General features: G+C 42.0%; 12 protein-coding genes. 8 read left to right on the top strand and 4 right to left on the bottom strand.

Going from position 1 to position 17,320, the window contains the following annotated elements; genetic code table 11:
• The 3 genes from MSG37_RS19710 to MSG37_RS19700 all read right to left on the bottom strand — a co-directional run bounded on the left by MSG37_RS19710 (nucleotide 1) and on the right by MSG37_RS19700 (nucleotide 5,822).
• The gene (locus tag MSG37_RS19710; protein WP_248472374.1) at nucleotides 1-744 is read right to left on the bottom strand and encodes a YebC/PmpR family DNA-binding transcriptional regulator; all 744 of its coding nucleotides are present in this window, start codon (nucleotides 742-744) and stop codon (nucleotides 1-3) included.
• Nucleotides 745-880: 136 nt separating this feature from the next.
• A complete protein-coding gene (gene aspS, locus MSG37_RS19705) occupies nucleotides 881-2,674 on the bottom strand; it encodes an aspartate--tRNA ligase (RefSeq protein ID WP_248472373.1) in 1,794 nt (597 codons plus the stop codon).
• 337 nt (nucleotides 2,675-3,011) lie between these two features.
• Nucleotides 3,012-5,822, bottom strand: coding sequence for a transporter substrate-binding domain-containing protein (locus MSG37_RS19700; RefSeq protein WP_248472372.1), 2,811 nt, complete (start codon nucleotides 5,820-5,822; stop codon nucleotides 3,012-3,014).
• Nucleotides 5,823-5,972: 150 nt separating this feature from the next.
• On the opposite strand from MSG37_RS19700, the gene cmoA reads away from it, so the two are divergent.
• From cmoA to MSG37_RS19660, 8 genes are all read left to right on the top strand, one after another.
• On the top strand, nucleotides 5,973-6,704 hold the full coding sequence (gene cmoA, locus MSG37_RS19695; RefSeq protein ID WP_248472371.1) for a carboxy-S-adenosyl-L-methionine synthase CmoA: 732 nt from the start codon (nucleotides 5,973-5,975) through the stop codon (nucleotides 6,702-6,704).
• Nucleotides 6,701-7,693, top strand: a complete 993-nt coding sequence (gene cmoB, locus MSG37_RS19690; protein WP_248472370.1) for a tRNA 5-methoxyuridine(34)/uridine 5-oxyacetic acid(34) synthase CmoB — start codon at nucleotides 6,701-6,703, stop codon at nucleotides 7,691-7,693. The genes cmoA and cmoB overlap by 4 nt, the downstream gene beginning before the upstream one ends.
• A gap of 22 nt (nucleotides 7,694-7,715) precedes the next feature.
• Nucleotides 7,716-8,471: an ATP-dependent zinc protease gene (locus tag MSG37_RS19685; RefSeq protein WP_248472369.1), complete on the top strand. Its 756-nt coding sequence runs from the start codon at nucleotides 7,716-7,718 to the stop codon at nucleotides 8,469-8,471.
• Nucleotides 8,472-8,482: 11 nt separating this feature from the next.
• On the top strand, nucleotides 8,483-9,991 hold the full coding sequence (locus MSG37_RS19680) for an inactive transglutaminase family protein (RefSeq protein ID WP_248472368.1): 1,509 nt from the start codon (nucleotides 8,483-8,485) through the stop codon (nucleotides 9,989-9,991).
• Nucleotides 9,991-10,941, top strand: coding sequence for an alpha-L-glutamate ligase-like protein (locus tag MSG37_RS19675; RefSeq protein ID WP_248472367.1), 951 nt, complete (start codon nucleotides 9,991-9,993; stop codon nucleotides 10,939-10,941). Before MSG37_RS19680 ends, MSG37_RS19675 begins: the two co-directional genes overlap by 1 nt.
• A complete protein-coding gene (locus MSG37_RS19670) occupies nucleotides 10,901-12,715 on the top strand; it encodes a M3 family metallopeptidase (protein WP_248472366.1) in 1,815 nt (604 codons plus the stop codon). Before MSG37_RS19675 ends, MSG37_RS19670 begins: the two co-directional genes overlap by 41 nt.
• Nucleotides 12,660-13,745 (top strand): DUF3541 domain-containing protein, encoded by a 1,086-nt coding sequence (locus MSG37_RS19665; RefSeq protein WP_248472365.1) that lies wholly within the window; start codon nucleotides 12,660-12,662, stop codon nucleotides 13,743-13,745. The genes MSG37_RS19670 and MSG37_RS19665 overlap by 56 nt, the downstream gene beginning before the upstream one ends.
• An 88-nt stretch (nucleotides 13,746-13,833) precedes the next feature.
• Complete coding sequence (locus MSG37_RS19660; protein WP_248472364.1) at nucleotides 13,834-14,727, top strand: LysR family transcriptional regulator; 894 nt, start codon at nucleotides 13,834-13,836, stop codon at nucleotides 14,725-14,727.
• A gap of 3 nt (nucleotides 14,728-14,730) precedes the next feature.
• On the opposite strand, the gene MSG37_RS19655 is transcribed toward MSG37_RS19660, so the two are convergent.
• A complete protein-coding gene (locus MSG37_RS19655) occupies nucleotides 14,731-17,238 on the bottom strand; it encodes an ATP-binding protein (RefSeq protein ID WP_248472363.1) in 2,508 nt (835 codons plus the stop codon).
• Nucleotides 17,239-17,320: the final 82 nt, after the last annotated feature.

The following is a 17,320-nucleotide window of genomic DNA, read 5'->3' as shown; positions in this document are numbered from 1 at the left end:
TTATTCCAAACTTTCCATGACTTCGTCAGAAATATCGGCGTTATGGTACACCTCTTGTACATCGTCATGATCTTCAAGATTATCGATTAAGCGTAAAAACTTAGGTGCTGTATCAGCATCAAGTTCTGCTTTTGTTGAAGGCACCATAGTCACTTCGGCATTCACTGACTCAAGACCTGCAGCATCGAGTGCATCTTTAACCACACCAAAATCTTCAGGTGATGTTAGTACATCAATTGAGCCATCTTCATGGGTGACCACATCTTCAGCACCAGCTTCTAAAGCAGCGTCCATCACAGTGTCTTCATCAACCCCTTCATAAGAGATAATACCTTTTTTATCAAATAGGTATGCAACTGAACCGTCAGTTCCTAGATTACCGCCAGATTTACTGAAGGCATTACGCACACCAGATACGGTACGGTTTTTATTGTCCGTCATGGTTTCAACCAACACCGCGGTGCCGCCCGGACCATAGCCTTCATAAATAATGGTTTCTAATACTTGACCATCTAACTCACCTGCGCCGCGCTTAATGGCACGTTCAACGGTGTCACGGGTCATATTATTTGATAACGATTTGTCGATAGCCGCACGCAATCTAGGATTTGAATCTGGATCTGAGCCGCCCTCTCGCGCTGCTACAGTTAATTCTCTAATAAATTTGGTAAATAGCTTTCCGCGCTTTGCATCTTGAGCAGCCTTACGGTGCTTAATATTGGCCCATTTACTATGACCTGCCATCTCTATCTCCTTAATTTATACCCAAACAACCTAAACAGGCTTTACAACTTAATTTGCTTTTGTTGGATGTAAGTCACTTGGGTATATTTTGTCGAAAAAAAAGCCGAGTCTTAACTCGGCTCTTAATCACACTTTATTATTCAGCGTCTTTAGCATCAGCTTTTGGCTCAGCCTCAACAACACTGACACCGAGTTCAGCTAACTGAACCGGATTAGCAAAACCTGGCGCGTTAGTTAACGGACAAGCTGCTGTGGTTGTTTTAGGGAACGCCATAACGTCACGAATTGAGCTAGCACCTGTCATCAACATGATGATACGGTCAAGACCGAATGCTAAACCTGCGTGTGGTGGTGTACCGTAACGCAATGCTTCTAATAAGAAACCAAACTTCTCACTCGCTTCTTCGTCATTAATACCTAGAATTCTAAATACTGCTGACTGCATTTTGCTATCGTGAATACGTACCGAACCACCGCCTAATTCACAGCCGTTTAGTACCATGTCATATGCATCAGAAATAGCAGCAATTGGATTCGCTTCTAGCTCTTCTGGTGTCATGTTACTTGGCGCAGTGAATGGGTGGTGCATTGCATGCAAACCGCCGTCAGATGTGCGTTCAAACATTGGGAAGTCAACAACCCAAAGAGGCTTCCACTCGCCCTGTAGCAAGTCAAAGTCTTCGCCCGCTTTAAGGCGTAGTGCACCCATTGCTTCTGCAACGATGTTAGCTTTATCAGCACCAAATAGGATTAGATCGCCAGTTTGTGCGCCAGTACGCTCAAGTAACGCTTTAACCACATCTTCGCTTAGGAACTTAAGTACTGGAGACTGAATGCCTTCCATACCTTGAGCAAGGTCATTAACCTTCATCCAAGCTAGACCTTTAGCACCGTAAATAGTCACATACTTAGCGTATTCATCTAACTGCTTACGTGAAAGTTTAGCGCCGCCAGGAATGCTTAGTACCGCAACGCGACCTTCAGGATCGTTTGCTGGAGCGTTAAATACCGCAAACTCAACGTCTTTAACGATGTCAGCAACATCAATTAGTTCTAGCGGGTTACGTAAATCAGGCTTATCAGAACCGAAACGACGCATCGCTTCTTCGAATGTCATTTTAGGGAACTCGCCTAAATCAACATTCAATAGCTCTTTGAACAGGCCGCGTACCATTTCTTCAGTCTTGTCCATCACTTGAGCTGATGTCATGAATGAAGTTTCAATATCGATCTGGGTAAATTCAGGCTGACGGTCAGCACGTAAGTCTTCATCACGGAAACACTTAACGATTTGATAATAGCGGTCAAAACCAGACATCATCAACAACTGCTTAAACAATTGTGGAGATTGCGGCAATGCGAAGAACTGACCTTTATAAGTACGGCTTGGTACTAGGTAATCACGTGCACCTTCTGGCGTCGCTTTAGTCAGAATTGGGGTTTCGATATCTAAGAAACCGTTGCCGTCTAAGAAACGTCTAACAGCACTAGTTACTTTAGAGCGGAATACAATGCGATCAGCCATTTCAGGACGACGTAAGTCTAAGTAACGGTACTTAAGACGTTGCTCTTCAGTGTTGTGCTGGTTTTTGTCCATGTTGATTGGCAATGGCGCAGAGCTATTTAAAATAGTTAGCTCTAGACCTAAGATCTCAATCTCACCAGTACGCATGTCAGCGTTAACTTGGCTATCTGGTCTTGCTCTTACAAGGCCTTTAATCTGAACACAAAATTCACTGCGTAGTGTGCTTGCAACATCAAACACTTCTGGAAGGTCTGGATCGTAAACAACTTGAACAATACCTTCTCTATCACGTAAATCGAGAAAAACTACGCCGCCTAAATCTCGGCTGCGGTTAACCCAACCCACTAGGGTCACTTCTTGACCTACGTGAGACTTATTGACGTCTCCACAATAATGACTGCGCATTTAACTCTTCCTTTATTCCGCAAAGCGATGCTTGAGGATCTGGTTCAAAACAAGACAAAACGGGCATTATAGAGAAATATTGCCGTTTTCCAAATAACTTATCGACTAGTCGGCTAACTATCCACCAATTTAGATTAAAAACTTATCTTAAGCTGTCAATGAGCTATCACTAGTTTACTTAGGTTTTAATAACTCTGGGCTGACATACTACAAACTTTTCAAGTCCGGTATGCGTAATCGCGACTTAAATAAACAATTCTTGGGCTCATTTGCTCTCGCCAAGATAACAACGCTCATTCAAAACTCATCTGGAAAATAACCCAGCCCAAGTTTAGCGCTATTGACTGCGGTACGCCCTGCCGCCTGAGTGTTTAGCGCGATACATTTGCTTATCCGCAGTTTTTAATAGGCCATCTATGCTATTACCGTCTTTAGGGAATACTGCAATACCTATGCTGGCAGATGCTGAAACCTCTGAATCTTGTAAAGTAAATGGCAGTGCTAAACTCGCCAATAGAGTTTCAGCAACCTCATAAACTGACTTGATGTCTTTTATATCATTCAAAATAACCACAAATTCATCACCGCCTAAGCGCCCAATCGTGTCAGAGCGACGGATCCCATGTTTTAATACACCACTGACGTGCACTAAAAAGTCGTCACCTGCATGATGGCCGAACTGATCGTTTATCAGCTTAAAGCCATCAAGGTCGATAAAGATAACCGCAAACTGCGCCGTGGTGCGCGTATGTAACAAAATCGCTTGCTCTAACCGATCCTCGATAAGCGAGCGATTAGGTAGCTGAGTCAAACTATCATGCTTAGCAAAATGGGCCATTTTGGATTCAGCGGTTATCCGTCTATCAACCTCTTTACGCAAGTGCCTAATCGCGAATAAAGCCACAATAACCACAAGCATTAATACCACAAATATCACTAAGCCAAATTGCAGCTGTTTGTGGTATTCATCACGACCAAACTCGATTGTTTGTGCCACCCATTTTTGATGAATGTTTTTTTGAGTTTCAGGGTCAATACTGGCTAATACTTTATTCATTAATGGTAACAATGCTTTTTTACTTAAGTGCACACCAATGTGACTACGTTGCTCAGCAAAGTCGACCAACATCGACATTTTCAAACTTGAATAATCGCCATTCCTTAATCCATTACTCAAATTAACAACTTTGTCGATAAACACATCAGCTTTGCCTTCACTAACCACCTGCAAGCCCGCTTGACTATGAGGCACCAACACTAACTTTAAATCTGGGTATTGCTGCATTAATTGCCTAACAATATGATAGCCCTCAACAACGGCGACCCGCTGACCACTGAGCTCATCTAAACCGAATACATTAATATTGCTATATTGAGTAACAAGTCCCCAAGGTGATGGCCAATAAGGTGCAGAGAAACCAATTTGACCTTGTCGCTCCGCAGTTTGTGCAACGCTGGCAACCATATCAACAGATCCAGAAATAAGCGCATCTAATAATGTTTGCCATTCATCAAACGCCTGTGTGGTCACTTTTAAGTCAAGCTCTTTAGCCACAATATTGACTATATCGCTGTTAATTCCCGAATATTCACCATCAAGTTCAAATTCCATCGGCCGCCAGTCACGTAAATAACCAACCTTTATTGGTCCAATGTTATTTATAATCGCTTGTTGCTGAGCAGTTAACTCAACCATACCGCCCTGCTCACGATAAATGCGGTCATCTGGATTTAGCATCCATTTGCGCTCAATAGCTGCCAGCTCAGCTAAAGAGATCTGCTGAAAGCCGGCAGCCACTCGCGCCGAAAAACCAACATCTTTATTGCGATTTAACACATACAGGTCAGTTTTAAATTCAAGTCCGCCAAACTGATGAAACAAATCCCAATTTTGATTAAGTAACAAGTGATGCTGAGTCCAAGCACCGGCGGCGACAAATGCACTTATTTCACCTTTTTTTGCCATTTCAATCATTTTACTCACTGAGGAGTAGTAACGAATTTCTGAATCAGGCAGCGTATCAATTAAATCGGTTAAATAAGGAGAAGTGGGTGCAACTCCCACTACTTTACCTTTAAGTTCGTCCAAAGACATAAGTGGCTGTTGGTAGGAAAATAATCGACTAGTGACTTGGTAAATGGTGTGGGCACGATTTAGCCCCGTTTGTATCGAAGCGCTTTCAGGATAACCAAGGTGTACATCGGCTATGCCCCTTTTCACGTAATCAACACTTTGCTTCATGTTCCCTGCAACAAAGCGGATTGGTAGGCCCGTTTTTTCTGACCATAATTTCCATATATCGACCAGCAAGCCATGAGGTAAGTCATCTGCGCCTATGTCTACATAAGGCCCTACACCCGACTGCATTGCGATAACTATGTCATTTTGGTAGCGTTTATCTCCGAGCCACTGCTTAACATAACTATCAATAACGTTTTCAGGAATGGCCTCGAATCCCGCAGAGATCTGCTTTAATAATTCCTCATTAGATTTTAGTAACGCCGGATAAAAAGACATCTTGGCAATCGATTTACGATTATCCTTTGGAAACTGCACCGAAATAGTGTTATTTATTTGGCTCTCTCTTAAAAAACCTTCCAAGCTAACAAATACAAAAACTTCACCATTGATAACTGCTTTAAGTAATTCAGTCCGGTTTTCATAAAAGCTAAAGGTCAGTCTAGGTTCTTGCTTTTGTAACAGTGCTATTTGCGCGGCGCCTCGAACAACACCAATTTTATAAGGTAATAGATCAGCTAAATTTTGCGGCTTAGGTAGCTGGTAATTGATATACAAAAAACTCTGAAAATTTAATATTTTTGGCCCGAACTGATACAAATCTTCTCTGGCACTAGTTTTAGCCATGCCCATATGCACATCTGCAACCCGATTATCCAGATTAGTGGTTGAATCAACCCAATTGGTTGGTTTAAAAATCACTTGAGTGTTGGTTTGTTTTGACCATTCAAGCCAAATATCCACTAGGAGTCCGCTTGGTTGATTATTTTCATCAACAAATTGAAACGGATAGGTATCATTACTCATCGCAATAATAATTGGCGGCTTAGCTTCAACTGCGCTAGATATTGCAGGAAACGAAACCAGCAAGACTAAAAAGGCAAGCAACAAACAAGTGATAGTTTTCAATTACATTTCCCAAAAAGGTTAAATTTTTGCTTATTTTTTGTTTTATTATTGCTATTAGACAAAATTTTATGGGGAATTTCCAGTGCTAGCCTTGCTGCTAAGTGTCATGTTTAGCTAGAATAAAGTGTTGAACTCCCACGATCTGATCACATGAACTCTTCACAAGACAATCTTTTTGCCAAGCCTTACAAACAAGTCAGCGACTTTCAATTCGATGACAAAGTAGCCGGTGTCTTTAATGACATGATCAGGCGCTCAGTACCTGGCTATGGGCAAATCATTAATACTATTGGTGATCTGGCACAAAAATATGCTGCGCCAAATACAAAAATTTACGACTTAGGTTGCTCGTTAGGCTCAGCAACGTTAAGCATTCGCCGCCGAGTAGAGGGACGCAACTGTCAAATTGTGGCTATCGATAATAGCGAATCGATGATTGAGCGTTGCAATGAAAACCTTGCTGCTTATGTCAGTGAAACCCCTGTAGAGCTAGTTTGCGGTGATATTAGAGATCTCAAAATTGAAAATGCGTCACTTGTTGTACTCAATTTTACTATGCAATTTTTAGCGCCGAGCGATCGTGAGAATTTACTGAAAAATATTTACCAAGGACTGATACCTGGTGGCTTACTGGTCCTTTCTGAGAAACTGTATTTTAAAGAAGACAAAATTCAGTCAACGCTAGATGATTTACATCTCGATTTCAAAAGAGCAAATGGTTACAGTGAGTTAGAAATCAGCCAGAAGCGTAGCTCGTTAGAAAATGTCATGAAACCTGATACGCTAGCCGAACATGAGGCAAGAATTAGAGCCCAAGGGTTTGAGCAGTTCAGTGTATGGTTCCAATGTTTTAATTTTGCATCAATGGTGGCAATTAAGTGATTAGCTTTAGCTCGTTTTACAAACAAATTTCAGATTCTAGCCTGCAACACTGGCTGGAAACCCTGCCAGCGATCCTTGGCCAATGGCAGCGCGAACATAAGCACGGATCACTACCTAAGTGGGAAAAAGTGCTAAATAAACTGCACTATCCTGAAGCAGACATCATTGACTTTAAAAGCAGTGTAAAAATTGGTTCAGGTGAGCAACTAAGTGATGGTGAACGTGAAAAGCTTGAAAACCTATTAGGTATTTTTAAGCCGTGGCGCAAAGGCCCATATTCATTACATGGTGTTGAAATCGATACAGAATGGCGCTCTGACTGGAAGTGGGATCGCGTTGTACCACATATTTCACCACTGGCTAATCGTACCGTTCTCGATGTGGGTTGCGGTAGCGGCTACCATATGTGGCGCATGTTAGGTGAAGGTGCTAAACACGTTGTTGGTATCGACCCATCACCACTATTTATGTGCCAGTTTGAAGCAGTTAAGCGCTTAGCCGGTAACCAGCACCCTATTCACTTCCTGCCATTAGGGATTGAAGAATTACCTGCACTTGATGCATTTGACACTGTATTTTCAATGGGCGTGCTGTATCACCGCCGCTCTCCTATTGATCATATCTATCAATTAAGAGATCAACTACGTACTGGTGGTGAACTGGTACTTGAGACGCTGGTTGTAGATGGTGATGAAAACACAGTTTTAGTACCAAATGACCGTTATGGAAAAATGAACAACGTATGGTTCTTACCCTCTGTTGCCGCACTTATGCTGTGGTTAAAGAAGTGCGACTTTACCGATATTCGTTGTGTTGACGTGGATGTCACCTCGCTAGCAGAACAAAGACGCACCAAATGGATGCCAAATGAATCATTGGTAGATTATTTAGACCCTAATGATGTTAGCCTAACGGTTGAAGGTTATCCGGCGCCTAAAAGAGCGACGATTATCGCCACTAAAAATCAGCCAAACAAAGACTTAATCTAGCCAATAGTAAATGGGAAGCACTATGTTCAAGCAGATAATTTGTATTGCCGCAGTCACAACCGCTCTTGCAGGTTGTGCAACGACTAACGACAAGAATGCACCAATTCCAGTTGATGCCACTGCGCTTGAAGCCAGTTTAACGAAGCAAGAAACTAATATTCTTGCGGCAATTAATAATTGCGATCAAGCGCAATCTGCGGGGTTCGCAGCGCTTACAGCTCAAATTGACGAACTCAATAACAAAGTTGCTGAAATAAACATAAAACCAGAACCCGCGGTTGTGCCGGTCGTCGCACCAGCACAATGCCCACCATCACCGATTGGCGATAAGTTTATGCTTGGCGCCGTAGAGCATGTTTATATTGATGAAGTGAAATCAAGCTTCGAGACCCGTATCGATACCGGTGCAGAGTCATCTTCACTTGATGCTCGAAATATCATTTTATTTGAAAGAGATGGTAGCCAATGGGTTCGTTTTGACGTGTTCACCCAAGGCGAAAAGCAACCCGCTAAAACCTTCGAATCAAAAGTTGAACGTTTTGTACGTATTAAGCAAGATGCAGAAGATAAAAGTGATCGCCGTCCAGTGATCCATGCTCATCTTGAAATTGGTCAGTACAAAGCTGAAACGGATTTAAACCTGAGTGACCGTAGCCATTTAGAGTATCCACTTTTACTTGGCCGTAAGTTTATGCAAGATATCGCCGTAGTAGATGTTGGACAAACCTTTATCCACGGAAAAAAACAAGACGCTAAGTCGTCTAAAGCCAATAAATAGGATAATTGCAAATGCATTCTAGAAAACCCTTTTACATTTTAGTCGCATTGCTATTTATTAGCGGTATTGCGGCTAGCGTTTATCGCGGCATAGAGCACAGCGTACCTTTTTTACCAGGTAAGCAAGTGCAAAGCTGGGCTGTTGACGCCAAAGTGAGCTTTCGTGGTACAGGCGAGCCTGCAGAGGTATCGTTCTCTCTGCCTGAAGATCCTGCTTATGAAATTTTGGTAGAGAACGCGACCTCGCCAGGTTACGGCTTAACTATTACGAATAATGCCATTGATCGCCGCGCAATTTGGTCGATTCGCAGTGCAACCGGTACTCAAGATCTTTATTACAAAGTCACGCTCATTCCAACAGGCCAAGACAAGCTTTTGGAAGACAAAGAGCCACAAAGCCCATCTACGTACACATGGCCAGCAACAGAGCAAGCTGCAGCAGAACAGGCTATTGATGAAGTATGGTCAAAAAGCGCGACTAACCTTTCTTTTGCTCAACAGCTAAATAAAGAATTAAACGCCAACGAGCGTAGCCAGAATATTGAGCTACTGCTGACCAGCAATTCACCAACTAAATTGTTTATCCGTATGCTGCATAGCAAAGAGATCCCAGCTAAAGAAGTCAGTGGTCTTTATTTAGAAGATCAGCGCCGTAGACAGCAATTATCTAATTTTGTTGAAGTGTATAATGACGGCCAATGGCATCTATTTAACGCAGAAGAAGGCACTCAGGGCCGTCCTGATAACCTACTGCTGTGGGATCGCTCAGGCACATCAGTACTGGATGTGATTGGCGGCGTAAACTCTCAAGTTAACTTCTCAATGCTGCAAGACACGCGTTCAGCGTTGGCAACAGCAATTGATGTAATGAAAAACGACAATGCGTTAGATTTCTCGCTATATCAATTACCACTAGAAGAACAAAGCTTATTCAAAGGTATTTTACTGATCCCAATTGGCGTACTTATGGTCGTGTTCCTGCGCGTACTTATCGGTATTAAAACATCGGGTACTTTCATGCCGGTGCTAATTGCCCTCGCCTTTATTCAAACTACGCTGTTTACAGGCTTAATTGGTTTCCTATTGATTGTGGCATTTGGCTTGATGATCCGCTCATATCTGTCTGAGCTCAACCTCTTGCTCATCTCCAGGATCTCCGCGGTAATTATCGTGGTGATAGGGATTATCGGCTTATTTACCTTGCTGTCGTATAAGTTTGGCTTAAGCGAAGGTTTAACCATTACTTTCTTCCCGATGATTATCTTGGCATGGACCATTGAGAGAATGTCTATCCTTTGGGAAGAAGAAGGCCCGAAAGAAGTTATCGTGCAAGGTGGCGGTAGCCTATTTGTGGCAACCCTTGCCTACTTAGCAATGAGCGCAACTTGGGTTCAGCACTGGGTATTTAACTTCTTAGGTATTCACTTGGTCATTTTGGCATTAGTGTTATTAATGGGCCAATACACAGGATATCGCTTGCTTGAACTTAAACGCTTCAAGCCACTAGCTGGAGAAAAATAATGTTTCTAGCTAAGCCATCAGATTTACGCCGTAACGGCGTGCTTTGTATGAATAAACGTAATATCGACTACATCGGTCGCTATAACCCGCGTAAGTTTTACAAGCGAGTCGATGATAAATTAACCACTAAGCAATTGGCATTGGCGAATAATATCGCCGTGCCAGACCTAATTGGTACGGTATCTGAGCAACACGGCATTGCTGATATTCCTGGCATGGTAAACAACACTGACGGCTTTGTGATCAAGCCATCCAAAGGTTCTGGCGGTAAAGGGATCTTGGTGGTTACCAAAGTTGAGAATGGACGATACTACAAGCCCAATGGTCAAGAAGTCACTCCTTCAGAAGTGGACCGTCACGTTTCTAACGTACTCAGTGGGCTATTTTCATTAGGCGGTAAGCCTGATGTGGCCATTGTAGAGGGCTTGATTCAATTTGATCCTGTGTTTGATGGTTACTCTTATGAAGGTGTACCAGACATTCGTCTGATCATCTTTAAAGGCTTTCCAATTATGGGCATGTTACGATTATCTACTGCAGCATCTGACGGCAAGGCAAACTTGCACCAAGGGGCTGTGGGTGTCGGAATTGATATTGCAACAGGCAAAGGCCTCCATGCTGTGCAGTTTGACCAACCTATTGATCTGCACCCTGACACGCAAAAAGAGCTAATTTCGATACAAGTTCCTCAATGGGATACGCTATTGCATACAGCTTCTATGGCTTATGAAATGTCAGAACTTGGCTATCTAGGTACCGATATGGTTCTGGATAAAAATAAAGGCCCGCTTTTGCTTGAGCTAAATGCTCGCCCAGGATTAGCGATCCAGATTGCTAATGGTCGCGGTATTTTACCTAATCTTCGCCACGTTGAAAAAATGGGCAACCATAATATGACAGTCGAAGAACGTGTGGCCTACGCCAAAATCCATTTCAGTGCCAACAGCTAATCTGCGTCAATGGCTGTTAAAGCCAGCTATTTGGTGTTTGTTTTGCTTTAATACGGCAGCTTATGCTGCCGTATCTCCTATCCCACTGTTAGTCGAGCAATGTCTTAGTTATCAGTTTCCTGTTAAGCCCAATTTAGATAATCAAGCTAACAAGCCTAACGAAAACAATAATTTTACTATAGAAAACCAAGCCATCGAGCTTGAACGAAACCTCATTGGCTTTTTCAATATCAACGATAGACTCAAGTATTATCGTCAATTTCCACTCACATACGCTGATCGTGAGCGTGTGTTGCAATGTCAGTTATATCTAGCTGACGAGCTAGCGCTATTTTTTAAGTCTGCAGAATTTCAATCCATTCGCTTTAAACTCGCCGCCAGTCAAGATCCGAATATTCAAGCGCTAGTAAAACGCATCAATCGTTTAGCAAAAAACACCGAAAACCCCTACGATAAAGCGCAATTACATACGGCGCAGGCGGCTTTTAAGCAAGGTGTGAGTAGCCAGTTATTAAGCCTGAATTTTATTGGCCAGCGTTGTAAATTAGATCAGACTGCAGCGATTACTGAACAAGTAACAACTGAGCAAGTCACACCTCAGCGCGACAAATCCTTTAACGACTCTTTAGCCAGCTATTTAATTAAACAGCCCAATGAACAATGTAGAAAAGAAGTGTGGCAAGCATATCAAGGTCGCGCATCGGTAAAAAACCACACCGCACTCATGCAAATCACAGAGTTGCGCCAACAACAAGCCACACAAGCAGGTTTTACTGACTATGTCGATACTATGCTGAGTCAGCAATGGCTAGCTAAGCCGAGATTAGTCGCTAAATTTTTAGATGCGCAAACTCAAGCTATTAATATCGCCCCTTGGGATCTCGGCCAGTTACTCGCAAAAGCGCAGTCAACAAAAGTCGAGTCATACAGCTCAAAGTTATGGCTACAACAAATAGGTGCCCAACTCGAAACGCTTGGGATCCGCTTTTCTGAGGTTAATCCAAAGCTGTATCGTATTTACCATGAACAGCGATTAATTGGTGAGGTTTATGTCAATCTTGGTAAAAGGATTAAGGCCAAAGCGATTCGTCATACTGTGGTTGGCCAACAGTTTGGTCAATTTGAGCTAACACTTCCCACTAATTTAAGCCAATATAAAACCCAAAGTCAGGTGATTAACGTATTTGCGCAAATTGTTAGTCAGCTAGCCAGTGGCGATAAGTATTATCTTAATAATACCCTAGGCGAAACCCAGGACAGCGCCAAAATCGACCAGCTTTGGCTACAAACTTGGCTTAGAGCTAAGCTTTTACCGACACCGACATTCGATAGCAGAGAGGCAATATTGCAGCGTTATTCAGCGCAGCTACAGGTGTTTCGCGCTAAGGTCGCATTCAATACTTATTTAGCGGCAGACAGCAACAACAAATTCGATTTAAGTAAAGCATTTACGCTCGCATTTGGTAAGAGTTGGGATAAAATTAGCGATTCTGCCTATAGTTTTAGTGGCATTGTGTACCAAGGACCAATTTACTACCAGAACATCTGGCAACAAGCCGTAGCCAAGGATATTTACCAGTCGACAAAAGACTGTCAGAATCAAAAACTTGTTTTCAACAACTTAGTGGTTAATGAAACCGCTAGCGATTTAGCAACTCGATTGCAATTATTACTAGGGGAGCCAATAACCAGTGACTCACTCATCAAAAGGACTCAATATGCCTTCAATCCTCAAGATCAGCACCCTCGCAGCTGCACTTTTTTGCGCCAATAGTTTTGCCGCCGACCTTGCTGTAACAGAGTCAACTAAGGCACAAGTTTATCAAGGGATCAAAAACAACCTTGAAGAGCATCTATTTGAATTGCCTCCTCGCGTGCAAGGTCACTACGGCATTCGTCAATATCGGATGACTGGCGATGCTAAATACGCCAATGCTGCACTTGTTGATTTATACGCTGTCACTGAAGCTCAAGCGTTTTACGCCTGTAATAGTGATAAGCCCGGCTTTATCTCTGAACAAGCAGAACAAGCAATTTCGGTTCTGGGTAAAGGACCACGTGCTAAAGCACGTAAAAAGGCATTACAACCCTTCCCTGAATTCATTTTCTATACCGATGTATTATTGCGTTACTCAAGCCGTATTGATGAGTTTGGTTTTACCGGTCCATGTCATGAACAGCTTACTGCAGCACTGAAGAAAGCCGACTTAAAAACCGGTTTAACTGATAAAGCCATGATAGAAACGTGGGCTGCGCAGCTCATTAACTACGTTTATTGGGCAAAGCAGATTGGTGTAGGTGATTATCTAGCAGATTACAAACAAGCATTTATTGATGTTTATCCTGACAATAAAGACAAAACGCTAGATAAAAAGCAGTACCGCAACAAATTATACGGTATGACCCACTTCATTTTTGCCGCGAGTGAGTACTACCAACACAATGTCGATGCAAAAGAATTTGCTTGGATTTTAGATCATTTTGAGCACAATATTGACCGGATCTTAAAAGACGCCACGGACGATATTATTGCTGAAGTTGGCATTAGCTTCTTATTAGCTGGCCAGCCAAACAACCCTGTTGTAAAGAAAACCCAGCAGCACATCATCAATGCATTTGATCAAAAAGAACAAATCATTCCATCACCAAGAGGTAACCCAGATCTGGTGATTGGCGAACACAGAAACGTGTTAGCGATGATGTTACTTGATTGGCCGGAAAAATTACATAAAGGCCCATACCTTTCAGAGTTAAAGGCGACTAAAAAGTACCTACCAAAACAAGTTACGCCAATAAAAAAGTAATTCGTTCAGTTAAATAAATTACCTTTAAAGGGCCCCTAGGGGCTCTTTATTTAAGATTCGCAACACCATTTCAGATAATTACACTCCTATGGACAGAGCAAAATCAACGCTTGAGCAGTGGCGAATACTGCAAGCAGTGGTCGATTTCGGTGGTTACTCTCAAGCCGCAGAAAAACTCAATAAGAGCCAGTCATCACTTAACCATGCCGTCGCCAAATTGCAATTGCAGCTTGGGGTACAACTACTTGAAGTCAAAGGTCGAAAAGCCTATTTAACCGAATGCGGTGAAGTGTTACTACGTCGCTCTCGCCACATAACCCAATCAGTTAATGAGCTCGAAATGTTGGCTAATAACTTGGAAACGGGTTGGGAGCCCACATTAACCATTGCCCGAGAAATAATTTACCCAATGGAGCACTTAGTTGACGCTCTTAGTGAGTTTTTACCACAAAGCCGTGGAACAAGAGTCACGATTGTCGACACCGTAATTACCGGCACAGCAGAATTAATCAATCAACAAAGTGTTGATCTTGCGATTTGTGGTGGACCGCCTCCCAAAGGCCATATCGCTGAGCCCTTGCTCGATATAGACTTTGCACTTGTTTGCCATCCAGAGCATCCACTGGCTCAAATAGGTATTATCGACGATGATCAAACCCTAGCACAACATCTACAAATCGTTATTAAAGATACAGCCTTAACACCAAATACAGACTTAGGTTGGCTGAAAGCCGAGCAACGCTGGACGGTGAGTAATTTCCATGAGGCGATTACCATTTTGAAAAAAGGCATGGGATTTTGTTGGGTACCACAAAACCTTGTAGACAAAGATCTCGAATTACAACGATTAACTAAACTACAACTACAAGGCTCTAGTAAACGTAGAGCAAATTTGAGCTTAGTGATCCCCAACCGAGATAAACAGGGACCTGCCAGCGAATTACTTGAAGCCATTATTAAGCGGCACCACCAAATTGAATAAGCGCTAATGTACTTTAGCGAGCTTATCTAGCAATACTTCTCGTTTAAATGGCTTAGGCAAATAATCATCCATGCCTGAGTCAAAACACTTTTGGATATCATCATCTAAAATTGAGGCGGTTAAAGCGATAATGGGAACTGGTTGAGTCGCCAATTGCTTTTCCAAATTCCGAATCGCTTTTGTCGCTTCAAAGCCATCCATCACCGGCATCATACAATCCATCAAAATAACTGAAAACTGACCACGATGCTTTTTAAATTGCTCCAGTGCTTCTTTCCCATCATTGGCAATAAGATAAGGTAGATTAAGCTTCGCTAGATTTATTGATACGACTTGTTGATTAACCTTATTATCCTCAACAACTAATACCATTTTGGCTAATGCAGTTGGCTGTTTTTCTGCAGACGTATCTCCCTTACTATATGCATAATCCTTTAGCTCTGGAGCAGTTAAATTGTTTGAACCGCTGTTTATTATGACATTTGATTCAGGAGCCGGTTCGTTATCAGCGTCAGTTCTGTCTAATCGTTCAACCTGTTGTTTACTCTGCAGAGCAACAGATTGCAGCAGACTATCTAAGCGGCTGCCAAGCAGCGGTAAAGTTATGTAACCTGCGACTGTATCACCAAAATCTTCTTTATAATGATGATTCGCCCGAGCAAGTAAAATAGCAATATTCGGATAACTGCGTGAGACATCATGCAAAATAATCACGCTCGATTGCTTTAATAAGCCTCCAATATTGGCAATATTGCCGGTTAACACAAAAGGATAATGTAGGCCTTTTAAGTTTTGTATTAGCAAGGAGCTTGGATTAGTCGTGCAATAAACAACATGTGTATTACGCAGTTTAGGAGTAACGACTTCATCATTTTGTAGCTCGAAATTGAGTAAAAAGTAAAACTCACTGCCCTCGCCTTTACTCGATTTTATCGCGATCTCTCCTCCCATCATGTTCACCATTTTACTGGAGATGGAAAGACCTAGCCCAGTGCCACCATAATTGACCGAAGTATTCGTTTCCTCTTGTTTAAACTCTTCAAATATTTGCTGATGCTTACCTTCATCAATCCCAACACCCGTGTCTTTAACTGAAAACAACAATTTAATCGAGTCAGCTGTTTGCCCTTGGTTTTCTACCCTAAAAGCCACATAACCTTTGGCGGTAAATTTAACTGCATTAGAAGCCAAGTTCATAAGCACTTGACGTAGTTTTTGTTCGTCAGCTCGAATGTAGTTAGGAATGCTTTCATCAAGGCTAATTTCGATATGGATATTCTTTTGCTGCGCCTTGGGGGCAATCAGTGCTGCGGTGTCATAAATAATTTCTTTAACGCCACAGGTATGAGAACAGATCTCTAAATGACCAGACTCAATTTTAGACAGATCCAAAATATCATTAATCAACATTAATAGAGTTTGCGAGGATGAGTTAATCGTACTTAGATAATCTTTTTGAATCGCCGTTAATTTAGAATCATTAAGGATCTCTGTCATGCCTATAATGCCATTTAATGGTGTTCTTATCTCATGGCTCATATTAGCTAAAAAGGCGCTTTTAGCTCGATTAGCTCGTTGCTCTTGCTGCTTGGCAGAAATAAGCCCCGATTCCATTCGAGTAATTGCTAAATAGAGATAACAAAGAATTGCAGCGATACATAGAACCAACAAAATCTCAGTGATCAATTGGGTGTTTACGAGTGCAGAAATGCTATGGTCGACTTGAGCCGGAATGGTTTTAAAAAGTAGATTTAAGCTTTTTTCAATATTGTGAACATTTTGCCGAAATGCGCCGTGATAACCTTGAGACTCACTATAGCCCCGCCTTTGCATAGACTGTTGCAGTTGATAAAAAGCATGCTTAAAGTCGCTAAATGGTTGCTGTAACTCACTGCTTAAGCCCGAGCGGCTCTCTATATGACTTTCAATATCAGAAAACTGCTTAGATATTTCTTCCAGTAAACGCGGTTCAAAACTGTCAAAGAAATCGAATGTCGTCGATTGATTATTAATGATTAAGCTAAATAATGTTGGATCGTCTAGCTCATTGGCCCGTAGCTGTAACAGACTAGCATTGCGGTCAAATACCTGTAAAAGACCCACTTGATGATTGCCACCATGTAATCGATAAATCTCATTGGTGAGCAAAGTAAAAGAGCTAATATATTGATCAAGTTCGCGCTGTGCTTGCTGGCTGTTAAATGAGATATTTAGGCCACTTTCAGCAAGTAAATGGTTAATTGATGTTAATTGTTGCTCTAGGCTTAATTTTAGCGATTGTAGCTGAGTAATATATTTAGGCTGTATACGGCTGATAAAGTCCTTTTCGTTACGCCGGATCATTAATAGCGTATTTGATGACTCAACAACCTTTGATTCAAGCTCTAATAACGCGGCTTTACTACTAAATACATACTGTGTAACTAACACATTAACAATAACCAGCGTAAAAATGGCTATACTACCTGCAAGCAAAAATTGCTTTATGGTCCAACTTCCTTGTTTAAACATACTGCAATGACTCTAAAAGCTTGTAATCATCTAACAATAGATTATTAGTGAAGGATTCACCAATAAATAGCTGATTCAAAGC

It is taken from the genome of Shewanella sp. 1CM18E, assembly GCF_023161665.1.
GTDB lineage: Bacteria > Pseudomonadota > Gammaproteobacteria > Enterobacterales > Shewanellaceae > Shewanella.
Note: the sequence above shows the minus strand (reverse complement) of the source record. Positions and strands in the feature narration are given on the sequence as shown.